This is a genomic window from Neoroseomonas eburnea, assembly GCF_018129005.1.
GTDB lineage: Bacteria > Pseudomonadota > Alphaproteobacteria > Acetobacterales > Acetobacteraceae > Neoroseomonas > Neoroseomonas eburnea.
The window spans coordinates 361,002-382,714 of the sequence record NZ_JAAEDL010000001.1 but is presented as its reverse complement, the minus strand read 5'-3'; the positions used below and the strand labels follow the sequence as shown (position 1 = coordinate 382,714).

Annotated in this window: 16 protein-coding genes; 7 read left to right on the top strand and 9 right to left on the bottom strand. The window is 70.8% G+C overall.

Annotation, left to right across the window (positions count from 1 at the left end):
* Positions 1–183: 183 nt before the first annotated feature.
* Positions 184–1,776, top strand: coding sequence for a tetratricopeptide repeat protein (locus GXW74_RS01785; protein WP_211844546.1), 1,593 nt, complete (start codon positions 184–186; stop codon positions 1,774–1,776).
* 42 nt (positions 1,777–1,818) lie between these two features.
* On the opposite strand, the gene GXW74_RS01780 is transcribed toward GXW74_RS01785, so the two are convergent.
* The 3 genes from GXW74_RS01780 to GXW74_RS01770 are packed head-to-tail and all read right to left on the bottom strand — an operon-like array spanning position 1,819 to position 6,319.
* A complete protein-coding gene (locus GXW74_RS01780) occupies positions 1,819–2,391 on the bottom strand; it encodes a DUF924 family protein (protein WP_211844545.1) in 573 nt (190 codons plus the stop codon).
* Entirely contained in the window at positions 2,388–5,333 is a 2,946-nt protein-coding gene (locus tag GXW74_RS01775) for an FAD-binding and (Fe-S)-binding domain-containing protein (RefSeq protein WP_211844544.1), read from the bottom strand. The genes GXW74_RS01780 and GXW74_RS01775 overlap by 4 nt, the downstream gene beginning before the upstream one ends.
* A complete protein-coding gene (locus tag GXW74_RS01770) occupies positions 5,333–6,319 on the bottom strand; it encodes a quinone oxidoreductase family protein (protein ID WP_211844543.1) in 987 nt (328 codons plus the stop codon). The genes GXW74_RS01775 and GXW74_RS01770 overlap by 1 nt, the downstream gene beginning before the upstream one ends.
* Positions 6,320–6,477: 158 nt before the next feature.
* Between GXW74_RS01770 and GXW74_RS01765 the strand changes: the two genes are divergently transcribed.
* From GXW74_RS01765 to GXW74_RS01755, 3 genes are all read left to right on the top strand, one after another.
* Positions 6,478–7,662 carry a pyridoxal-phosphate-dependent aminotransferase family protein gene (locus GXW74_RS01765; RefSeq protein ID WP_211844542.1) on the top strand — a complete coding sequence of 395 codons (1,185 nt, stop codon included), beginning with the start codon at positions 6,478–6,480 and terminating at the stop codon, positions 7,660–7,662.
* Between the two features lie 429 nt (positions 7,663–8,091).
* Positions 8,092–9,429: an NAD(P)/FAD-dependent oxidoreductase gene (locus GXW74_RS01760; RefSeq protein ID WP_211844541.1), complete on the top strand. Its 1,338-nt coding sequence runs from the start codon at positions 8,092–8,094 to the stop codon at positions 9,427–9,429.
* A gap of 60 nt (positions 9,430–9,489) precedes the next feature.
* Positions 9,490–9,786, top strand: coding sequence for a hypothetical protein (locus GXW74_RS01755; protein WP_211844540.1), 297 nt, complete (start codon positions 9,490–9,492; stop codon positions 9,784–9,786).
* Positions 9,787–9,799: 13 nt separating this feature from the next.
* On the opposite strand, the gene GXW74_RS01750 is transcribed toward GXW74_RS01755, so the two are convergent.
* The gene (locus GXW74_RS01750) at positions 9,800–10,441 is read right to left on the bottom strand and encodes a DapH/DapD/GlmU-related protein (protein WP_246522715.1); all 642 of its coding nucleotides are present in this window, start codon (positions 10,439–10,441) and stop codon (positions 9,800–9,802) included.
* 211 nt (positions 10,442–10,652) lie between these two features.
* Between GXW74_RS01750 and GXW74_RS01745 the strand changes: the two genes are divergently transcribed.
* Both GXW74_RS01745 and GXW74_RS01740 read left to right on the top strand, forming a co-directional pair.
* Positions 10,653–11,375: a glutathione S-transferase N-terminal domain-containing protein gene (locus tag GXW74_RS01745; protein ID WP_211844539.1), complete on the top strand. Its 723-nt coding sequence runs from the start codon at positions 10,653–10,655 to the stop codon at positions 11,373–11,375.
* Between the two features lie 35 nt (positions 11,376–11,410).
* Positions 11,411–12,052 carry a VOC family protein gene (locus GXW74_RS01740; protein WP_211844538.1) on the top strand — a complete coding sequence of 214 codons (642 nt, stop codon included), beginning with the start codon at positions 11,411–11,413 and terminating at the stop codon, positions 12,050–12,052.
* A 101-nt stretch (positions 12,053–12,153) separates the two neighbouring features.
* On the opposite strand, the gene GXW74_RS01735 is transcribed toward GXW74_RS01740, so the two are convergent.
* Positions 12,154–12,753 carry a class I SAM-dependent methyltransferase gene (locus GXW74_RS01735; RefSeq protein WP_211844537.1) on the bottom strand — a complete coding sequence of 200 codons (600 nt, stop codon included), beginning with the start codon at positions 12,751–12,753 and terminating at the stop codon, positions 12,154–12,156.
* A gap of 116 nt (positions 12,754–12,869) precedes the next feature.
* Here GXW74_RS01735 and GXW74_RS01730 point away from each other — a divergent pair, with 116 nt between their 5' ends.
* Positions 12,870–14,243, top strand: coding sequence for a PleD family two-component system response regulator (locus GXW74_RS01730; protein ID WP_211844536.1), 1,374 nt, complete (start codon positions 12,870–12,872; stop codon positions 14,241–14,243).
* Between the two features lie 357 nt (positions 14,244–14,600).
* Here the strand turns inward: GXW74_RS01730 and rpmG are convergent, their stop codons facing one another.
* From rpmG to topA, 4 genes are all read right to left on the bottom strand, one after another.
* Entirely contained in the window at positions 14,601–14,768 is a 168-nt protein-coding gene (gene rpmG / locus GXW74_RS01725; RefSeq protein ID WP_168041378.1) for a 50S ribosomal protein L33, read from the bottom strand.
* 119 nt (positions 14,769–14,887) lie between these two features.
* Positions 14,888–16,369, bottom strand: a complete 1,482-nt coding sequence (locus GXW74_RS01720; protein ID WP_211844535.1) for a S41 family peptidase — start codon at positions 16,367–16,369, stop codon at positions 14,888–14,890.
* Between the two features lie 29 nt (positions 16,370–16,398).
* Positions 16,399–18,555 (bottom strand): ribonuclease R, encoded by a 2,157-nt coding sequence (gene rnr / locus GXW74_RS01715; protein WP_246522766.1) that lies wholly within the window; start codon positions 18,553–18,555, stop codon positions 16,399–16,401.
* A gap of 419 nt (positions 18,556–18,974) precedes the next feature.
* Positions 18,975–21,707 (bottom strand): type I DNA topoisomerase, encoded by a 2,733-nt coding sequence (topA, locus tag GXW74_RS01710; RefSeq protein ID WP_211844533.1) that lies wholly within the window; start codon positions 21,705–21,707, stop codon positions 18,975–18,977.
* Between the last annotated feature and the right edge of the window lie 6 nt (positions 21,708–21,713).

Below are 21,713 nucleotides of genomic sequence, written 5' to 3'. Positions count from 1 at the left end.
GCACGGTGAGGCAGGCGGCTTCGCCCGCAGCGTCATCGCCAGGCGGTGGGCAGGGCTTGGCCGCAGCCGCCGGTGGCGCCGCATTCGTCCTCGCCCTGTCGGCGTTCGGCGGCGGCCGGGACGCTGGGTGCGTGAGACAAGAATTGAATTGCGCGGCACATGGGGATTCGATTTTCTGTGTCGATGGCGCAATGGCCCGTCGAATTCCCGGTGACCATTCACCCCGATCCGGCCCCGCCGCCCATCGGAGAGGCGGAGGCACCTTCGACATGGAAGAGCAAGGTCAAGGCGATCATTCGCGGCATCGGGAACGCGATCGTCTGGCTGGCAGGATTTCTGGCCCGGATACCCACCTTCATCACCGCTTCGATCGGCGCGGTTCTGCTGGCAGCCGTGACGCTGCTGGGCTTCTGGATCGTGAAGAACGAAATCGACACGACAGTCGTGTTGATACAGCCCATATCGGTTCCGCCATCCCTGGCGAACCGCGGGCTCACATCGGATGTATTGGCCCGGCGCCTTCTGGACGAAATAGAAGGATTGCAGAGACGTGCGCCGACCGATCTCGCGCCCCGCGCGGGTGGCGTGGGGCGGGATTTTCCCGATTTCAGCGTTCCTGGGACCGGCATGTCGATCTCGGGCGTGGTGGAACTGGTTCGCCACGCCCTGGCACGCCCGCGCCCGCGAATCTTCGGCGAGATCGTCGAGCAGGAGGGCGGCAGCTTCCTGCGCGTTCGCATGACCGAAGGAAGCAACAGAATACACAATGTTCAGATCAATGGCGACGATGCGCTGGACGAGGCGCTGCGACGGGCGGCTGTCCGCATCCTGATGGAGATATCTCCATTTCATGTCGCAGCGGCGGAGTATTCCGATGCGAGTCGCAGCCCTGATGAGTTGATGAGGTTGGCGAGGGAGGCGGAAAGCAGGCTCATATCAAGGCCGGAACGCTGGCGGGCGATAAATCTGCAGGGAATTATATATCTGCTGAAAATGCAGGATCCGCAGGCGGCCATACGGGAATTCGACAGGGCGTTACAATACAATAATGAATCTTATCATGTCTATGCAAATCGAGGAAACGCATATTTTTCCATGGCAAACTACAGAGAGGCGGAGAGTAATTACATCGCCGCGCTCGATCGTTCGGAAAAAAATTTTCAGATCGTCATAAATCTGGCAATAGCATATTCCTATATGCATAGATATCAGGACGCCATCCGCGAGATCGGCGTGGCGAAGTCCATCAATGCCAACAACCATGTGATCTTCATGGCAGAGGGACTGATCCATGAGCGACGCGGCGAGTTCCAGCGGGCGGAGGAGGCATATATCCAATCGGGCAGGCTGTCGCAGAACAACCTGGAAGTGGCCCTGAATCTCGCGAATTTCTACGCGGATGTTTGGGTCGAGAGGATGTTTTCTTCCAGGGGGGATTTCGACGCCTTCGATATGGCCCGTCACTACTATGCAGAAGCGGTAAGAATAAATGAAAATGCAGTCAGCTTCGTGGTCAGAAATTCAATACATGCGCTGAACAGGAATCGGGGCGTCCCCGTCCAGCGCAGCATAAATGATGCGAACCTGACGGATATATACAACATAAACCAAGGAAGGCTGATGGACAGGCGCCGATTGGTGTTTGCGCTGGAGGCGCTGGACCGGATCGAGGAAGCGATAAGCCACTCCGAAATACTTCTGGCATATGAAGGGGATAGCTATGCCAGGAGGATGGATTTTCATCTGAGGCACGCCAGGAACAGGAATGAGAGGTAGCCCGTCGGCCTCGCGCCTCCTGCGTCCCCGGCGCTTGCTCCTTCAGAATCCCCCGCCTGCGGTGAGCCAGGCCTCTTCCTCGGCGGTGCTCGCCCGCCCCAGCGCCGCGTTGCGGTGCGGGAAGCGGCCGAAGCGGGCGATCACCGCATGGTGCCGCCAGGCATAGTCGATCGTGCCGCCGGGCCTGGCGAAGCGCGGATCGTCGCGCAGCCCCTCGAACAGCGCGACCGAGAGATCCTGGTCGGCCATCGCCTCCGAATGCTCGAAGGGCAGGTAGAGGAAGCAGCGTTCGGTCGGCGTCAGCGCCAGGTCGAAGCGGCGGCGCAGCACGACGTCCCGCGCGACGGCGCGGGCATGCGCGTCGGAGGCGAAGGCCTCGGCGCTGCCGCGGTGCAGGTTGCGCGGGAACTGGTCGAGCAGGATCAGCAGCGCCAGCGCGCTATCCGGCAGCGCCGCCCAGGCATCGAGTCCGCCGTCGCGGGCCGCGATGGTCGCGGCGCCGAAGCGGTCGCGGATGGCGGTGTCGAAGGCCTCGTCCTTGCGGAACCAGGCCTCGCGGAAGCTGTCGGGGCCCTCGGTGAACCAGAAGGCAAGGATGTCGGCGGGCGTGGTCATGCGAGGGCCATCTCCAGGATGCGCACCGAATGCTGGGCCGTGCGGCCCGACAGGTCCTTGATCTGATGCCGGCAGGAGGTGCCGTCGGCAATGATCAGCGCGTCCGGCGCCGCCGCGCGCACGGCCGGCAGCAGCGAGAGTTCCGCCATCGCCTTCGACGTCGCCAGCGTCTCCGCCTGATAGCCGAAGGCGCCGGCCATGCCGCAGCAGGACGACGCGATCGGCGTGACCTTCAGCCCCGGGATGCGCTTCAGCAGCGCGACCGCCTGCGGGAAGGCGTGGAAGGCCTTCTGGTGGCAATGGCCGTGGATATGCGCCTCGGCCGTGATCGGCTTCAGCGGCAGCACCGCCTTCTCACGCTCCAGGAATTCCGACAGCAGGAAGGCGCGGGCGGCGAGCGCGCGGGCAGCTTCGCCGGGCAGCAGGGCGAGGAACTCGTCGCGCAGCGTGGTCAGCGACGAAGGCTCGATGCCGACCACGGGGGCGGAGAAGGGCGCCAGCGCCCCGATGGTTCGCCATGCCTCGGCGCGCGCTTCCTCCACCAGCCCGGCGGCGAGCAGCGTGCGGCCTTCGTCGAGCGGCCGCGCGCCCCGCGGCGGGCGCGCCACGGCGGGATCGTAGCCGGCGGCCCGGAGCACGGCGATGGCGGCGCGCAGGTTCTCCGGCTCGAAGTAGCGGTTGAAGGCGTCCGGCAGCAGGATGACCTCGCCCTCCCGCCCGTCCGGCGCGCGCAGCTCGGCATCGTGAAAGGCATCGCCGCGGAAGCGCGGCAGGGAACGTTCGGCGGCGAGGCCGAGCAGGCGTTCGGACAGCCATGCGAGCCCGGGAACGGTGTTGCGCGCATTGGCGACGAAAGGCGCCATCGCCGCGAAGGGCGCCCAGCGCGGCAGCGTCGCGATGATGCGTTCCCGCCAGCCGATGCCCCGCGCCCTGGCGCGCGCGGCGAGCACCTCGATCTTCATCCGCGCCATGTCCACCCCGGTCGGGCATTCGCGCTTGCAGCCCTTGCAGGAGACGCAGAGCCGCATCGCCGCCGCGACCTCGTCCGAGGCCAGCGCATCCGGCCCGAGCTGCCCGGTCACGGCGAGCCGCAGCGTATTGGCGCGGCCGCGCGTCAGGTGCTGCTCGTCCCGCGTGACGCGGTAGGACGGGCACATGACGTTGGCGTCGAATTTCCGGCAGGTGCCGTTGTTGTTGCACATCTCGACGGCGCCGAGCAGGCCGCCGAGGGGGCCGGGATGCTCCGACCAGTCGAGCGTCGGGGTGACGGCCTGATCCGCCGCATAGCCGGGCGCGTAGCGGAACAGCGAGCGGTCATCCATCCTCGGCGGGCGAACGACGCGGCCGGGGTTGAGCAGCGCCTTGGGGTCGAAGGCATCCTTCACCTCCTCGAAGGCGCGGGCGATGCGGCTGCCGAACATCGGCTCGTTGAACTCGGAGCGGACGATGCCGTCGCCATGCTCGCCGGAATGGCTTCCCTTGTATTCGCGCACCAGGGCGAAGCATTCCTCGGCGATCGCGCGCATCTTCCGCACGTCCTCGCCGTCCTTCATGTTCAGCACCGGACGGACATGCAGGCAGCCGACCGAGGCGTGGGCATACCAGGTGCCCCTGGTGCCGTGCTTCGCGAAGACGTCGTTCAGCCGTTCCGTGTAGTCGGCGAGGTCTTCCAGACCCACCGCGCAATCCTCGATGAAGGAAACCGGCTTCCCGTCGCCCTTCATCGACATCATGATGTTGAGGCCGGCCTCGCGCACCTCGGCGATCGCGGCCTGGAAGCCGGCATCCGTCGCACGCACCACGGCGTCCGGATAGCCGAGATCGGCCATCATCTCCTCCAGCCGATCGAGCGCGGCGAGCAGCGGCGCGTCCTCATGCCCGTGGAACTCGACGATCAGCAGGCTGTCCGGTTCGCCCTGGCCGGGGCCCCCGGCGGGCTTGCCCGCTGGGGTGGTCACCATCCGGTCGATGGTGGCGCGGTAGATCGGGATCGACCGCCCGAGGTCGATCATCGTGCGGTCCACCAGCTCCACCGCTTCCGGGTCCAGCGTGACGAGGTGCTGGGAGGCCGCCATCGCCGCGCGGAAGGTCGGGAACTGGCAGATGCCGAGCATCTTGCGCGGCTTGATCGGCCACAGCTTCAGATCCAGCGCGGCGGAGAAGGCGAGCGTGCCTTCCGAGCCCACCAGCAGCCGTGCGAGATTGCCGCGCCCTTCCGCGCGTGCCGCCGGCGTCAGGCTTTCGATGTTGTAGCCGCCGACGCGGCGGAGCTGGTGCGGGAAGCGCGCGGCGATCTCCTCCGCCTCGCGCGCCCCGAGCGCGCGCAGCCGCTGGATGAGCTCCGCCGCCGGCGCCGGGATGTCGCCGCCGAGATTGTCCGGCAGGTCGCCGAAGGTGAAGCGCGACCCGTCCGCCAGCAGCGCGTCGATCGCCGTCACGTTGTCCGCCATCAGTCCGTAGCGGATGGATTTCGACCCGCAGGAATTGTTCCCCGCCATGCCGCCGATGGTGCAGCGCTGCCAGGTGGAGGGATCCACCGGGAAGAACAGCCCGTGGGCCTTCAGCGCATCGTTCAGCGCGCCGAGCGTGATGCCGGGCTCCACCCGTGCCGTACGCGCCGCCGGATCGACGCTGACGAGGTTGCGCAGGTACTTCGTGCAGTCCAGCACCAGCGCCCGGTTCACCGTCTGCCCGCATTGCGAGGTGCCGCCGCCGCGCGGCAGGACGGGGATGCCTTCCTCGCGGCAGATTGCCATCGCGGCCTGCACGTCCTCGATCCCGCGCGGCACCAGAACGCCATAGGGTTCGATCTGGTAGATGCTCGCATCGGTGGCGTAGCGGCCGCGGTCGGAGGCGGAGAAGAGGACCTCGCCGCGCGTCTCGCGGCGCAGGCGGTCGGCCAGGCGGCTGTCGCCGAGGCTCGGGCGGGTGGTGACGTTCATCAGGCCTGTTCCTGCGGCAGCAGGACGAGGGGCGCCTCGGCCTGCCGGGATTCGAGGAGGTGGTGGGCGCGCGCGGCTTCGGCCAGCGGCAGCGTGGCGCCGGGTTCGGCGCGCACGGCGCCGTTCTCCAGCACCGCGAAGAGCGACGCCGCCATCGCCTCCAGCGCGGTCCGCCCGGCGAGGTAGTGGAAGACGATCGGCCGCGTCAGGCTGTTCGACTTCGCCGCCAACCGCTGCACCTGGAAGGGCGGGACCGGCCCGGATGCCTGCCCGAAATTCACCAGGTGCCCCCGTGGCGCGAGGCAGTCCAGCGATCCGTCGAAGGTGTCCTTGCCCACCGAATCATAGGCGGCATCGACGCCGCGCCCGCCGGTGATGCGCTTCACCTCGGCCACGAAATCCTGCTCGCGATACAGGACGACATGCGCGCAGCCGGCGGCGCGCGCGGCCTCGGCCTTCGCCGCCGACCCCGCCGTGCCGATCACCGTCGCGCCGAGATGCGCCGCCCATTGGCAGAGCAGCCGCCCGACGCCGCCCGCCGCGGCATGCACCAGGATGGTCTGGCCGGCCTCGACGCGATGCACCTGGCGCAGCAGCATCTCAGCCGTCAGCCCCTTGAGCAGCACGCTGGCGGCAAGCCGTTCGTCCATCCAGCCCGGCAGGCGCAGCGCCAGCGCCGCCGGCAGCACGCGGTGCGACGCATAGGCGCCATAGCCGCCGGTGACGTAGCCGACGCGATCGCCCGGCGCGAAGCCGGTCACGCCGGGGCCGACGGCCTCGACCACCCCGGCCGCCTCGATGCCCGGCACGCCGGGCAGGGGCAGGGTGCGGTAGAGGCCCGAACGCACGTAGCAATCGTGGAAGTTCACGCCGACGGCGGTCTGGCGCAGGCGGAGCTCGCCGGGGCCGGGCGGCGGCACGGCGACCTTCTCCGCCCGCAGCGCCTCCGGTCCGCCATGGTCGCGCAGCATGATGGCTTCGGGCATCGTCTCGGGCGTCTCCGGCCGGTCCTTTCTCGTGGCCGGACCCTAGCCGCGAAGCGCCGCGCTGTCCGATCCATAATGTTCATCGCAGCGACAAGCCGAACTCATTGGCGCCAGGGCCGCGCCTGTCGCATGAAGCGCCCCGAAGAGAGGAGCCGCCCATGGCCTATTTCCAGTCCAAGCCGGTCGCCGGCCGCCATTTCCTGCAGATCCCGGGGCCGACCAACGTGCCGGACCGCGTGCTGCGGGCGATGGACAACCCTACCATGGACCATCGTGGGCCGGATTTCGGCAAGCTCGGAAAGGCCCTGCTGGAAAAGGTGCGGCACGTCTTCAGGACCGAAGGCCCGGTCGTGATCTACCCGGCCTCCGGCACCGGGGCCTGGGAAGCGGCGCTGACCAACACGCTCTCCCCCGGCGACCGCGTGCTGATGTGCGAGACCGGCTGGTTCGCCCATCTCTGGCACGAGATGGCCGGCCGCCTCGGCATCGTCACCGACTTCGTGAAGACCGACTGGCGCCGGGGCGCCGATGTCGCGCAGATCGAACAGCGCCTGCGCGACGACAGGACGCATGCCATCAAGGCGGTCTGCGTCGTGCACAACGAGACGAGCACCGGCTGCACCTCCCGCATCGACGAGGTGCGGCGCGCCATGGACGCCGCCGGCCATCCGGCGCTGCTGCTGGTGGACACCATCTCCTCGCTCGGCTCGATCGACTACCGGCATGACGAATGGGGCGTGGACGTCACGGTGGCGGGCTCCCAGAAGGGTCTGATGCTGCCGCCGGGCCTGTCCTTCAACGCCATCTCGCAGAAGGCGCTGAAGGCGAGCGAGACGGCGAAGCTGCCGCGTTCCTTCTGGGACTGGAAGCCGATGCTGGCGGCCAACGCCACCGGCTACTTCCCCTATACGCCGGCGACGAACCTGCTCTACGGCCTCGACGCCGCCGTCGACATGCTGATGGAGGAAGGCCTCGACAACGTCTTCGCCCGCCACGACCGCCACGCCGAGGCGACGCGCCGCGCCGTGCGCCACTGGGGCTTCGAGGTCCAGTGCGCGGAGCCGCGGCACTACTCGTCGTCGCTGACGGCGGTGCGCCTGCCGGAGGGCCATTCCGCCAATGCGCTGCGGGCGACCATCCTGGAGAAGTTCAACATGTCCCTCGGCAACGGACTCGGTCCGTTGAACGACCGGGTGTTCCGCATCGGCCATCTCGGCGATTTCGGCGACCTGCAGCTCATCGGCACGCTGGGGGGCGTCGAGATGGGGCTGCGCGCCGCGGACGTGCCGCACAAGGCCGGCGGCGTGCAGGCGGCGATGGAATACCTGTCGGGCAATGCCTGATACCGGCCGGCCTTTCGGCTGACTCGGTATCAGCGCCTTGGTTTCGCGCGCGGCTGCCCCCCCGCTCCGCGCGCCATACCGCCGAGCCTGGACGATGAGGTCACAGGGCTCCGCGGTATGACACCGCGAAGGGGAGGGGAGGCGCTCCGCTCCTCGCGGCATTGCCCGATCGCGGGTGTCCAGGCGCCGTTTCCGCGCCCGCATGGCCAGCGCGCGGCATGACCGCCCGGGCCTGCGGCGCGAAATGCCTGAACGGATCTGGACAGGGGCAAGCCGCGCGGTGATGACTCGGGTCATGACCGCGCAGCCGAGTCACGGCTTCCCCGCCGTGCAGACGCCTTCCTCCGCCCCATCGCGCAGGCATGCCGCCGCGGCCCGACGCCGGTCCCTCCTGCGGTTGCGTGGGGCGCCTCGGGGCTCTGCCGCCTGATGGTCGGCACCAGGCTGCTCGACACGGTCGAGGGCGACGCGACGCTGCCCGAGGCAGCGGATGTCGTGGTGATCGGCGCCGGCATCGTCGGCGTCTCCGCGGCCTACGCCCTGGCGAAGGCCGGCCATTCCGTCGCCCTGCTGGAGAAGGGCGTGGTGGCCGGGGAGCAGTCGAGCCGCAACTGGGGCTGGTGCCGGCTGCTGAACCGCGACGAGCGGGAGATCCCGCTCATGCAGCACAGCCACGAGCTGTGGGACCGGCTGCCGGCCGAGATCGGCGCCGACATGGGCTTTCGCCGCAACGGCCTGGTCTATGCCACCAAGGACCCGGCGCAGCTCGCCCGCTGGCAGGAATGGGCCGAGATGGCCGCGGCCTACCAGGCGCCGGTGCGCATGATCGACGGCGCCGAGGCGAAGCGCCTGACGCCCGGCAACGAGCAGGACTGGATCGGCGGCGTCGTCTCGCCGCGCGACGGCCGGGCCGAGCCGGCGATGGCCGCGCCGGCCCTGGCGAAGGCGGCGCGCGCCCTCGGTGTGACGCTGCACCAGACCTGCGCCGTGCGCGGCCTGGACACGACGGGCGGGCGGATCAGCGGCGTCTTCACCGAGAAGGGGCGCATCCGCAGCCAGGCGGTGATCCTCGCCGCCGGCGCCTGGGCATCGATGTTCCTGCGCCGCCACGGCATCGACATGCCGCAATCCTCGGTGCACTCGACCGTCTTCGCCACGACGCCGGCGAAGCAGGTCAGCCCCGGCGGGCTGTTCACGCCGGACTTCATCCTGACGCCGCTGCTGGATGGCGGCTACATCGTCGCCGCCAACGCGCGCGGGCGGCTGGAACTCACGCCCGCCGGCATCCGCTACGCGCGCAAGTTCCTGCCGAGCCTGCGGAAGAACTGGAAGGTGGTGGAACTGCGGCTGGGCCGTTCGTTCTTCGAGGGACCGGACGCCTGGCATGGCAGGTGGTCCTTCGACCGGCCGACGGTATTCGAGAAGATCCGCGTGCTGGAGGCGAAGCCCAAGACCAGCATCGTCGAGCCGGCGCTGCGCCAGATCGTCGCCGCCTATCCGGAACTTGCCGGCATCCGGGCGGCGCGGCTCTGGGCGGGCTGGATCGATTCGACGCCGGATGCGGTGCCGGTGATCTCCCGTGTCGATGCCCTGCCGGGCCTGGTGGTGGCGGCGGGCTTCAGCGGCCACGGCTTCGGCATCGGCCCGGGCGCGGGGCGGCTGGCGGCCGACCTCGCGACCGGCGCGCCGCCGGTGGTGGACGCCACGCCCTTCGCGCTGGCGCGGCTCGTGGATGGCAGCCCGATCCGTTCGCCGGGCGGGATCTGACATCGGCGCCCGGCTGTGGCAGCGGTCCGACGGGACGAAACGCCACGGGAGGGACGGCGCATGACCTTCGAGGAATTCGAGCGCAGCACCCGAGAGCCCACCCCGCCGGCCGGCCTCACCGAGCCGCTGCTGGCGTTGTGGTGGGATGCGCGCGGCGACTGGGACCGCGCCCACGGCCACGCCCAGGCGGTGGAGGATGCCGCCGGCGCGTGGGTGCACGCCTACCTCCATCGCAGGGAAGGCGACCTCGCCAATGCCGGCTACTGGTACCGCCGCGCCGGACGGTCTCCGGCGGCGGGGCCGCTCGACGGGGAATGGGCGGCGATCGCCGCCGAGTTGCTGCGGGCAGGGGGCTGACCGCGCCGGCGGATCACGCCTCCGTCGCCGTCTCCCAGCTGTCGCAGAAGGCTGCGACGTCCTCCGACCGGAAGCTCGCGAGCCGCGCCATGATGGTCTCGAAGGGCCAGTCCCACCATGCGATGCGCTGCAGCCGCGCGGCGATCTCGCGGCTGAAGCGCTCGCGGATCGGCTTCGCGGGCACGCCGCCGACGATGGTGTAGGGCGCGACATCCTTCGCCACCACGCAGCCGGCGGCGAGCACCGCGCCGTCCCCCACCGTCACCCCCGCCAGCACCGTCACGCCGTGGCCGATCCAGACATCGTGGCCGATGCGCGTGCGTGCGGCGCGGCGGGCGGCGAAGAAGGCGTCGTCCCGCCGCTGCGCCAGGTCGTAGTATTCGGGCACGTAGGTGAAGCGGTGCTGGGACGGCCGCTCCATCGGATGGTTGGGCGGTCCGATCCGCACATGCGCCGCGATGGCGCAGAACTTGCCGATCTCCGCATCGGCCACCTGGCAGTCATGCCCCAGATAGGACGCATCCCCGATCGTCGCGTATTCGATGCCGCAGCGTTCGAGGATCTCGCAGCGCGCCCCGATCGTCGCCTCGCGCAGCTTCGCGCTCGGGTGGATGAAGGTCTCGGCGATCTTCGGGCGGGGGGCGGGTTGGTCCATGGGCAGGGTCCGGTGACGGGGCCGGCACCACGGCAGGCCGGTTGCGCTGGGTCAAGGCGGAGGACAGGTTCCGCCATCCGCTCCTCCGGCGATGCGGCGCGGATCGCCGCCGCCTTCGCGCCGCGCCCGTCATGGAGCATTCATCCGTCGCAGCAGGCTTGCGCCCGTCCCGGCCTCTCCCCATGGTTGCATACACCGCAGGGAGAACGTCATGCCCGCTTCGGAGGCGCGCCGGAAGCTTCAGGTGTGGACCTGGCCGACCCCGAACGGCCACAAGGTGCACATCCTGCTGGAGGAACTCGGCCTGCCCTATGAGGTGGTGCCCGTCGCCATCGGCAAGGGCGAGCAGTTCCGCGCCGAGTTCCTCGCCATCACACCGAACCACCGCATCCCCGCGATCGTCGACCCCGACGGCCCGGGCGGCGAGCGCTTCAGCCTCTTCGAGAGCGGCGCGATCCTGATCTACCTGGCCGAGAAGGCCGGCAGCGATCTCTGGCCGAAGGACCCCGCCACCCGCTATCGGTGCCTGCAATGGGTGATGTTCCAGATGGGTGGCGTCGGGCCGATGTTCGGGCAGTACAATCATTTCGCGAACTACGCGGCGGAGAAGCTGCCCTACGCCATCGAACGCTACTCCAACGAGGTCGCCCGCCTGCACCGCGTGCTCGACAAGCGGCTGGGCGAAAGCGCCTATCTCGCGGGGACCGACTACACCATCGCCGACATCGCGACCTTCCCCTGGATCCGCAATCCGGGCCGCCGGAACGTTGATCTCGATCTATATCCGAACGTACGGCGTTGGCACGATGCCATCGCCGCGCGGCCCGCCGTGCGGCGCGGCGTCGCCGTGCTCGCGGAGCACCAGCGCCAAGGCACGATGACCGACGCCGAACGGGACATCATGTTCGGCAAGACCCAGTTCGCGGCGCGCTGACCGGGCGCCGGGACCAACAGGAACACCAGCAACGCATGGCCGAGATTGACCACATCGTGATCGGGGCGCGCACGCTCGAGGAGGGTGCGCGCCACATCGAGGAACTGCTCGGCGTGAAGCCGACCAAGGGCGGCGCGCATCCGGGCTTCGGCACCCACAACATGCTGCTCGGCATGGGCGCCAACTGCTACCTCGAACTCATCGCCCCCGATCCGGCCCAGCCGGACCCGCCGCATCCGCGCCCCTTCGACCTCGACGACGCCTCGCTCAGGACAGCGCTGGAGGCCGAGCCGCGGCTGATCGCCTATGTCGCCTCCACCCCGGCGCTCGATGCCGTCGTGGCGCGCCTCGGCCCCTCCCAGGCCGGGGAGATCCGGGAGATGTCGCGCGGCAACCTGTCCTGGCGGATGGCATTCCCGCCGCAGCGGCAGGACATGGACAACCTGATTCCGCCATTGATCCAGTGGAACGGGGAACGCGCAGCGAAGCACCTGCGGGATTCCGGCTGGCGCCTGGCATCGCTGGAAGCCGAACACCCGGATGCCACGGCGCTCCGCGCCTCGCTCACCGACCGTGGCCTCGCGGATGCAGTGAAGGTCCGCCCGAGCCCGCATCCGCGACTCGTCGCCCGTCTCCGCCACCGGGACGGGCGCGAGGTCACCCTGACAAGCGCCTGACGCAAAGCGCCACCGTTGGATTCTATGTATTTGCGAGGTTGCGCGTGTAGCATTCCGCCGCGGCGCGAGGGCCGCGGCGCGTGAGGGTCCGTATGCGGCAGTTATCCGGCGGGACGATACCGCCACACGCTCGCGGGCGGCAGGTTGAGCGGCGTCCAGGCCTCGCGCCGCGCCGTCAGGCCGAGCTTCCGGTATGGCAGCGGGGAGGTCGCGCAGTAGGTGTAGAGCAGGAAGCCGCGCCCCGGCGCCACCGACTCGACCGCTGCCACGAAGCGCCGCTGCTGCTCGGTCGGCAGCAGCACCAGCGGGATGCCGCAGATCGCGGTGCCGACCTTGCCGTGAAGGGCCGCCGGCAGCGCCTCGGAGAGCGCGAAGGCGTCGCCCTCGATCACTGTCACGCCGGGCAGGCTGCGCGCCAGGTGGCGGGCCATCTCGGGGACGATCTCGACCACCACCAGCCGCTCCGGCGGCACGCCGCCGGCCAGCAGCGCGCGGGAGATCGCGCCCGTGCCGGCGCCCAGTTCGACCACCACTTCATCGCCCTGCCGCTCCACCAGTGCCGCGACGCGCCTGCCCAGCGCCGGGGAGGACGGCACCACCGACCCCATCTGCAACGGATTCGCCATCCAGCGGCGCAGGAAGAGGCTGAAGCCACCCGCCGGACGCGGGGCGCTGCGGTCGCCAAGGGTGATGCCGGACATCTATCGCTCCGTGACAAATTTCTGACAATTCAAGGGCTTGTCATTCTTCGGGTGATAGGTGCTGTGGACGGGGCGGGCCAGTTACGGTTCGATGGCGCCGGCCAGGGGGGGCTTTCGTGACTGCGCGCGTTCTTGTCGTCGACGACGTTCCGGCGAACCTGCGCCTGCTCGAAGCGAAGCTGCGGGCCGAGTATTTCGAGGTGGCGCTCGCCGCCTCCGGGCCGGAGGCCCTCGCCCTCTCCGCCGCCTGGTCGCCCGACGTCGTGCTGCTTGACGTGATGATGCCGGGCATGGGCGGCTACGAGGTGTGCCAGCGCCTCAAGGCGCAGCCCGCCACCGCCCACATCCCGGTCGTCATGGTCACGGCCCTGACCGAGCAGGCCGAGCGGGTGCGCGGCCTCGAGGCCGGGGCGGACGACTTCATCTCGAAGCCGGTGGACACCGCGCTGCTCTTCGCCCGGCTGCGTGCCCTGCTGCGCGTCAAGCAGGTGCTCGATGCATGGCGGCTGCGGGCGGAGACCGCGCGCGAATTCGGCTTCGACGCGGGAGAGGCGCCGACGGACGCCTGGGTCGGCGCCCGGATCCTGCTTGCCGGCGGCCACGCCCTGGAGGCCGGCACCGTCACCGAGGCGCTCGCCGCCGACGGCCTGGTGGTCGACCACGCCGCGGACGAGGCCAGCGCCTGGGAGATCCTGCAGGACGAGCTGCACGACCTGGTCCTGCTGAGCCTGCCGCTTCCCGGCGGGGATGCGCTGCGGCTCGCCTCGCGCCTGCGCGCGCGCAACGAGAGTCGCGACATGCCGCTGATCCTGCTGGCGGCGGAGGACCAGCGGCAGGCGGTGCTGCGCGCCTTCGACCTCGGTGCGAGCGACCATGTCATGCGCCCGGTCGACCCGCCGGAGCTGCGCGCGCGGGTGCGCAACCAGCTCCGCCGCCGGCGCTTCCAGGACCTGCTGCGCGAAAGCCTGGACCGTTCGCTCGAACTCGCCGTGACGGACCCGCTGACCGGGTTGCGCAACCGCCGCTACGTTCGCCGCCACCTCGATTCGCTGCTGCGCAGCGGCGCCGCGGCGACGGTGCTGCTGCTCGACGTGGACCGCTTCAAGCCGCTCAACGACCGCCACGGGCACGCCGCGGGCGATGTCGCGCTGAAGGAGGTCGCGGCACGGCTGCGCGAGCATCTGCGCGCCGTCGACGTCGTCGCGCGCTATGGCGGGGAGGAGTTCCTGGTGGTGATGACCGGCGCGGGCGACGAGGAGGCCGCCGCGGTCGCCGAGCGTCTGCGCGCGGCCATCGCCGACCGGCCGGTCCCGGCGCCCGGCCTGCTCCTGCCGGTCACGGTGAGCATCGGCACCGCCGTCGCGCGCGGGGACCTCGATGCCGACCGGCTGATCGCCGCCGCCGATGCGGCGCTGTACCGCGCCAAGGAACGCGGGCGGAACCGTGTCGAGATGGCGACGGCGGAGGACTGGGGCGCGGTGGCGGAATAGGAGGGAGCCTGGGTCGCCTCGCCTGCCGTGATCGGGCGAGGATACGTGTTCACTCGCGCTCGACGAAGCTCCCGGGTTTGGTGCGTGGGACTTCGGTTTCTGGCGATGCCTGCCTCGCCAGGGGCCTACCCTTGCGCCGAAGCTTCCGGCAGCGGTTGGGACCGGCGGGCCGGCGCCGCGCGAGGACGCCGCAAGCAGGCGCCCGGGTCGCGCTCACGACGGGTGTTCGGGTCCGGCAACGCCACAGCGCAGAAACCACAAGGGCGCGCGATAGCGCCCCTGGCCATGCACCCGGCAGGTATTGTCGATCGGAATCACCGCGCGCCGAGGACGCGCGGCAGCCACGCGATGCGAGATCTACTTGATCTTGGCTTCGCGGAAGACGACGTGCTTGCGCGCCACCGGATCGTACTTCTTCTTCTCCATCTTGGAGGTCATCGTCCGGGTGTTCTTCTTCGTCACGTAGAAGTAGCCCGTATCGGCGCTGCTCACGAGGCGGATGAGGATGGTATTCGACTTGGCCATGTCACGACTCCATGGCCCGTGGGCGAGTGGGCCCCGGGCGCGAGAGGCCGGAAACTAGCGACCGCGGCGCCGGCGTCAAGCGAAAGAGCGCATCCGGCGGCGCGAAGCCGCCAGCGATCTCATCGCGCCGTCGCCGCCGCCAATGCCAGCGGATCGAGGGCGAGGCTGCGCGCGAGGGCGAGGTCCGAATCCTGCCCCTCGCCGGGCGGGCAGGTGGCGCGGAGCTCCTCCGCCGCCGCAGCAGGAACCGGGTGCCGCAGCGCACGCTGCCGCGCCTGGGCCGGTCCCATCGGGCGCGCCCCGGCGCGCAGCGCGGCGAGGTTGCGCCCCGCCGCCTCGGCCCCGCCATAGGTGCAGAGCCCGGGCAGCACGCCGACGCCCTGCAGCGGCCAGCCGGCCGGCATGATCAGGCGCGACCAGGACATCAGGAGCTCGCCGCCGTCGGGCAGGGGGACGACGAGCTGCACCAGCCCCTTGCCGGTCGTCACGGTGCCGACGATGGCGGCGCGCCCCCGGTCGCCGAGGCTCGCCGCGACGATCTCGGCCGAGGACGCCGTGCGGCCGTCCACCAGCACGACCAGGGGTACGCCTTCCGAAAGGTCAGGCCGCGCCGTGACGTAGATGCGGCTCGCCTCCGGGTGGCGGCCGAGGGTGCGGAAGGCCTCCCCGTCGCCCAGGAAGATGTCGGCCACCGCCGCCGCCTGGGAGAGCAGACCGCCTCGGTTGCCGCGCAGGTCGAGCAGCACGGCCTGCGGCGCGCCCTGTGCCAGCGCGGCGAGCAATGCCGCTGCCGCCTGCCGTTCGGTCTGCGCCGAGAAGCCGGGCACGCGGATGATCAGCACCTCCTCCTGGCGCTCGGCGGTGACCGGCGTGCCGACCGGCAGGGTGCGCAGCAGCGTCACCTCCCGCCGCCGGCGGCCCTGCTGGACCAGCAGCCGCACCTCGGATCCGGCGGGGCCTTCGAGCAGCCCCGCGGCGGTACCGGCATCGCGGGTGCGCAGCGGCACGCCGTCGATCGCCAGCACGCGGTCGCCCACCTCGAGCCCGGCCGCCGCGGCCGGCCCGTCATGAGCGAGGGCGGCGATCACTGCCCCGGCGCCGCGCCCCGGCGCGAGCCGCAGCCCGAGCCCGGCCTCGCCGGTGCGGCGCTCGCGCGCGGCCTGCGCCTCCTCCGGCGTCACGTAGCGGCTGAACGGGTCGAGATGGGCGAAGACCGCCTCGAAGGATTCGCGGATCAGCCGCGGCGCCCCGGCGCTGCGCAGGGCCGGGGAGGCCGCCCAGGCCGCCTGCTGGAAAAGGGTGAGCGCATCCGCCGCAGCCCCGCCGGCCGCCGCCGGGCCCTCCCGGCCGACGGCCGGCGGGGCGGGGCGCGTCAACAGCGTGTGCCCGCCGAGGGCGAGCCGCACCTCGCGGTCGCTGCGATGGACGGTGAGGGCCGGATCGACATCCGTGAGACCGGCGAGCCCCCAGACCAGCAGGTCGGCAGGCGTCGCCGCTTCGAGATGGCGCTCGAGGACGGCGGCGAAGCCGGTGCCGATCACCAGGCGCATCTCGTCGCGCGGATAGGGCGCGTTGCGCGCTGCCTCCTGCGCCACCGCCATGCCGGGCAGCAGCAGCAGGAACAGCAGGATCAGCGGCGACGCTCGCGCTGGCGTCCCTTGGGCGCAGGGCGCCCGCGGCCGCGCGAGGGCAGCCCCTGCATGATGTGGAAGACCATCCCGCCGGTCCGGGGCGTGGCCTCCACAAGCCGGGCCTCGACCGCCTGGCCCAGGCTGAAGGTCAATCTCGTCCTGCGACCGGCCAGCGTCTGCGTGGCCTCGTCCAAGTCCCATCTGTCGTCCGGCAGTGATCCGAGGGGGACGATTCCGCTCGCCCCGTTCTCTTCCAGCGTGACGAAGAGACCGAAGCGAGTCACCCCGGAAATTCGTGCTTCGAACGACTCTCCGACTCGTTGTGCCATAAAGGCTGCGAGGTAGCGGTCGACGGCGTCGCGCTCGGCGGCGGCGGCGCGGCGTTCGGTGGAGGTGATGTGCTCCGCCGTGTCGGGGAAGCGGGCTGCCTCGGTTTCCTCCAGCCCGTCCTTGCCGAGCTTGAGGCCGCGGATGAGCGCGCGGTGCACCAGCAGGTCCGCATAGCGGCGGATCGGCGAGGTGAAATGCGCGTAGCGCGCGAGCGCGAGGCCGAAATGGCCGATGTTGTCGGGCGCGTAGGCCGCCTGGGACTGGCCGCGCAGCACCGCCTCGTTGACCAGGCGCTCATGCGGCGTCCCGCGCACCTTGCCCAGCACGCCGGCGAAGTCGCGCGGATGCAGGCGGTCGGATGGCGGCAGGGTGATCTCGAAGGTCGCGAGGAACTGCCGCAGCCCTTCCAGCTTCTGGTCCGAGGGGCGGTCGTGCACGCGGTACATGCAGGGCTGGGTGAGGCGTTCCAGTTCCTCGGCCGCGCAGACATTGGCGGCGACCATGAATTCCTCGATCAGCCGGTGCGAATCGAGCCGCGGCCGCGGGCTGACGCCGGTGACGCGGCCATGGCTGTCGAGGTCGACCTTGCGCTCCGGCATGTCGAGGTCGAGCGTGCCGCGCTTCTCCCGCGCGCCGAGCAGGGCGCGGTAGGCGCCATAGAGCCGCGCGATGTGCCCGGGGGGCAGGGTGCCGTGGTCGGCGCCGGCATCGGCGGCTTCCTGTACCTGCTCGTAGGTCAGCCGCGCGGCGGAGCGCATGATGCCGCGCCCGAAGGTATGGCCGTGCTTGCGGCCATGGGCATCGAAGCGCATCTCGACGAAGAGGCAGCCGCGATCCTCGGCCGGGCGCAGGCTGCACCAGCCGTTGGACAGCGCCTCTGGCAGCATCGGCACGACGCGGTCGGGGAAATAGACCGAATTGCCGCGCGCCCAGGCTTCCCGGTCCAGGTGGCTGCCGGGCGTGACGTAGTGGGCGACATCGGCGATGGCGACGAGGATGCGCCAGCCTTCGCCCTCCGGCTCGGCGAAGACGGCGTCGTCGAAGTCGCGCGCGTCCGCGCCGTCGATCGTCACCAGCGGGATGTCGCGCAGATCGGTGCGGCCGCGGACGGCGACACCCTTCGCTCGCTCCGCCTGCTGCACCGCCTCGGCCGGGAAGACGTCCGGGATGCCGTGGGCATGGATGCAGACGAGGGAGACCGAGCGCGGTTCCCCCATCACCCCGAGCCGTTCGGTGATCCGCGCCGGCTTGGGCCCGAGGTGGCGGGTGGAAGGCAGGGGTTCGGCGAGCACGATCTCGCCCGGCCTGGCGCCGCCCTCTTCGCCCGGCGGGACCTGCCAGATGCCCTTCTGGCGCCGGTCGGTCGGGATGATGCGGCCTTCCTCGAAGACGCCGAGGATGCGGGCCGGCGGCGCGCCGCCGATGCGCTTGAAGGTACGGCCTTCGTATTTGCCCGGCCCGATGGCCTTCAGCCGGGCGAGCACCCGTTCCCCGGCGGTCAGCGCCGGGCGGCCGGCGGGTTCGGGGCGCATGTAGATGATTGGCGGTCGGCCTTCGCCCTGCCAGCCGACCGGGCGCGCGATCGGGTCGCCATCGGGGTCGGTGCCGGTGATCTCGACCGGCGTGATCTCCGGCAGGCGGGAGGGGGCGATGACGGCACGCTTGCCCGCCGGGGCGGAGCCGCCCTCCGCCGCCAGCTCGCGCAACAGGGCGCGCAGCGCCGCCCGCTGGTCGGAGGAGAGGCCGAAGGCGCGGGCGATGTCGGATTTGGTGACGCGGCCGGTGGCCTCGGCGAGGAAGGCGCGCAGTTCCGCCTTGCCGGGCAGCGGCGCGGGGCCTTCGGTTCGCGCGGCGGCGCGGCGCTTGGCACTGGCGCGCGGGCCCGCCGCGGCCTTGGCGGTGCTGCGGTGGGGCTTCGCGGCGGGCTTGGCGCCCCGCGGGCCGGCATCGCGATGACTGCGGCGCGCAGGTGCCGCCTCCTCGCCGGATTCGACGCCACGGTGCGCGGGGTCGGGCTCGCGGGATGGCGCGGCGCCCTGGTCGTCCGGCGCGCGCGGGCGCCGGGGGCGGTCGTCGCCGGCAGCGTGCGCGCCACGGCCCTTCGGGACCTGCCCGGACGGCCCGGCGTCGCGAACGGCGCCGCCCGGCGCGGGCTTGCCCTTGCGCGGCCCCGCACCGGACGCCGCGGCGCTTCCCTTCCGGGTGCGAGCCTTGTGGCCCTTCACGGGCGGCCCGCGCCGGGGCATCAGCGGGCGGTCTTGCCGGCGCGGGGCGCGGCCTTGGCCTTGGCGGGCGCCTTGGCCGCGGGCTTCTTCGCCGCGGGCTTGGCCGCCGCCTTGCGCGCCGGAGCCTTGGCGGCGGCCGGCTTGCGCGTGGCGGTGCCCTCGCTTGCCGCCGCGGCCTTGCGCGGGGCCGCCTTGCCGGCCGCGCCCCTGCGCCCGGCGGCACCGCGCGGCTTCAGCGCCTTGCCCTTCTCCTCGAGCAGCGCGACGGCCTCGGCGAGGGTGAGGTCCTCCATCGCCACGTCACGCGGCAGGTTGGCGACCGTCTTGCCGTGCTGCGCATAGGGTCCGAAGCGACCCTTCCGCACCACGACGGGCTCCTGGTCCTTCGGGTGCGGGCCAAGTTCGCGCACCCGCGCCCGCGCATCGGCGAGCAGCGCCAGCGCGCGGTTCATCCCCACCGTCAGCACGTCGTCGTCCTTGTCGAGCGACTTGAAGACCGACCCGCAGCGGACATAGGGCCCGAAGCGGCCGAGCCCGGCGGTGATCTCCTCCCCCGTCTCCGGATCGAAGCCGATCGTGCGCGGCAGGGAGAGCAGCCCGATTGCCTGATCCAACGTGACAGTATCGGGCGACACACCATTGGGAAGGCTGGTTCTTTTGGGCTTGGTCGGCTTGCCCTTGGCATCCGTCCCAGGCTCGCCGAGCTGGATGTAGAAGCCATAGGGCCCGCGCTTCAGCGTCACCGCCTGGCCGGTCGCCGGATCGACGCCGAGTTCCTGTTCGGCCGGTGCTGCGCCTTCGCCCTCGCCCGAATCGACGCCGAAGGGCCGCGTGTAGCGGCATTCCGGATAGTTCGAGCAGCCGATGAAGGCCCCCGTCCGCCCCAGCCGCAGCCCCAGCCGCCCCTTGCCGCAGGTCGGGCAGAGCCGCGGGTCGGTCCCGTCCGGCCGCTCGGGGAAGATGTGCGGGCCGAGATCCTCGTCCAGCGCGTCGATGACGTCGCGGATCTTGAGATCCTTGGTCGCCTCCACCGCCGCCGAGAATTCCTTCCAGAAGGCGCGCATCACCGCGCGCCATTCGGCGCGGCCCTCGGAGATCTCGTCGAGCTTCTCCTCCATCTGGGAGGTGAAGCCGGTGTCCACGTATTTCTCGAAGAAGCGGACCAGGAAGGTGGTGACCATCCGCCCGAGGTCCTGCGCCACAAAGCGGCGCTTTTCGAGCGTGACGTATTTCAGGTCCTGCAGCCGCTGCAGGATGGAGGCATAGGTCGAGGGCCGCCCGATCCCGAGCTCCTCCAGCCGCTTGACCAGCGACGCCTCGGAATAGCGTGGCGGCGGCTGGGTGAAGTGCTGGCTCGCCGTGATCTCGCCGCGCTTGAGCGGGTCGTGTTCCTTCATCGGCGGGAGGATGCGGGTGTCGTCCTCGGCCTCGGCGCCGTTCGGCGGCGCGGCGATGCCGGCGCGGGCATCCGCCGCGCGATCGTCCTCGTCTTCCCGATACAGCTTCAGGAAGCCATCGAAGGCCACGACGGAACCCGTTGCCCGGAAACGGATCTTCCCGTCCGCCGAGGCGATGTCCACCGCCGTCTGGTCGAGCTCCGCCGCCGCCATCTGGGAGGCGACGGCACGCTTCCAGATCAGTTCGTAGAGCCGTGCCTGCGCGCCTTCCAGCTCGCCCTGCATGCTCTCCGGCGTACGGGTGACGTCGGTCGGGCGGATCGCCTCGTGTGCTTCCTGAGCGTTCTTCGCCTTGGACTGGTATTCGCGCGGCGCGCTCGGCAGGTAGTCGGGGCCGAACGCGTCCTTCACATGGTCGCGGATGGCGAAGACCGCCTCCCGCGCCATGGTGACACCGTCGGTCCGCATGTAGGTGATGTGGCCGGCCTCGTAGAGCTGCTGCGCCGTGCGCATCGCCTGCTGCGCGCCCATGCCGAGCTTGCGGGAGGCCTCCATCTGCAGCGTCGAGGTCATGAAGGGCGGCGGCGGGTTGCGCCGCGTGCGCTTCTTCTCGACCGCGGCGACGGTGTAGCTGCCGGCCTCCGCCAGCGCCTTGGCGCGGGCCGCCGTCGCCGCATCCGGCAGGTCGAACTGGTCGAGCTTCCTGCCGTCCAGATGCGTCATCCGCGCCGTGAAGGGCGCGCCGGCCGGGGTCTGGAACTTGCCCTCGATGGACCAGTATTCGCGCGCCTTGAAGGCTTCGATCTCGGCCTCGCGCTCGCAGATCAGCCGCAGCGCGACCGACTGCACGCGCCCCGCCGACCGCGACCCCGGCAGCTTGCGCCACAGCAGCGGCGACAGCGTGTAGCCCACCAGGTAGTCGAGCGCCCGGCGCGCCAGGTACGCGTCGATCAGCGGCACGTCGAGGTCGCGCGGATGCGCCACCGCGTGCTGCACGGCGCGCCTGGTGATCTCGTTGAAGGTGATGCGCCGGACGTCCTTGCCCTTCAGCGCCCCGCGCTGGCCGAGCATGTCCTTCACGTGCCAGGAGATCGCCTCGCCTTCGCGATCGGGGTCGGTGGCGAGGTAGAGCCGCTTCGCCCCCTTCAGCGCCTGCGCGATCTTGCCGACCTGCGCCTCCCCGCGCCCATCCTTGCCCCAGACCATGGCGAAGTCCTGGTCGGGCAGGACGGCGCCGTCCTTCTCCTCCAGGTCGCGGACATGGCCGAAGCTCGCGAGCACGGTGAAGTCGCGCCCGAGATACTTCTCGATCGTCTTGGCCTTGGCCGGAGATTCAACGACGACGACGTCGGACATCTTTTC

Excerpts from the sequence above, each read along its gene's own strand:
- GXW74_RS01785 (WP_211844546.1), top strand. The coding sequence starts at position 184 with ATGGCGCAATGGCCCGTCGAATTCCCGGTGACCATTCACCCCGATCCG.
- GXW74_RS01780 (WP_211844545.1), bottom strand. The coding sequence starts at position 2,391 with ATGACCACGCCCGCCGACATCCTTGCCTTCTGGTTCACCGAGGGCCCC.
- GXW74_RS01775 (WP_211844544.1), bottom strand. The coding sequence starts at position 5,333 with ATGAACGTCACCACCCGCCCGAGCCTCGGCGACAGCCGCCTGGCCGAC.
- GXW74_RS01770 (WP_211844543.1), bottom strand. The coding sequence starts at position 6,319 with ATGCCCGAAGCCATCATGCTGCGCGACCATGGCGGACCGGAGGCGCTG.
- GXW74_RS01765 (WP_211844542.1), top strand. The coding sequence starts at position 6,478 with ATGGCCTATTTCCAGTCCAAGCCGGTCGCCGGCCGCCATTTCCTGCAG.
- GXW74_RS01760 (WP_211844541.1), top strand. The coding sequence starts at position 8,092 with ATGGTCGGCACCAGGCTGCTCGACACGGTCGAGGGCGACGCGACGCTG.
- GXW74_RS01755 (WP_211844540.1), top strand. The coding sequence starts at position 9,490 with ATGACCTTCGAGGAATTCGAGCGCAGCACCCGAGAGCCCACCCCGCCG.
- GXW74_RS01750 (WP_246522715.1), bottom strand. The coding sequence starts at position 10,441 with ATGGACCAACCCGCCCCCCGCCCGAAGATCGCCGAGACCTTCATCCAC.
- GXW74_RS01745 (WP_211844539.1), top strand. The coding sequence starts at position 10,653 with ATGCCCGCTTCGGAGGCGCGCCGGAAGCTTCAGGTGTGGACCTGGCCG.
- GXW74_RS01740 (WP_211844538.1), top strand. The coding sequence starts at position 11,411 with ATGGCCGAGATTGACCACATCGTGATCGGGGCGCGCACGCTCGAGGAG.
- GXW74_RS01735 (WP_211844537.1), bottom strand. The coding sequence starts at position 12,753 with ATGTCCGGCATCACCCTTGGCGACCGCAGCGCCCCGCGTCCGGCGGGT.
- rpmG (WP_168041378.1), bottom strand. The coding sequence starts at position 14,768 with ATGGCCAAGTCGAATACCATCCTCATCCGCCTCGTGAGCAGCGCCGAT.
- GXW74_RS01720 (WP_211844535.1), bottom strand. The coding sequence starts at position 16,369 with ATGGCGGTGGCGCAGGAGGCAGCGCGCAACGCGCCCTATCCGCGCGAC.
- topA (WP_211844533.1), bottom strand. The coding sequence starts at position 21,707 with ATGTCCGACGTCGTCGTCGTTGAATCTCCGGCCAAGGCCAAGACGATC.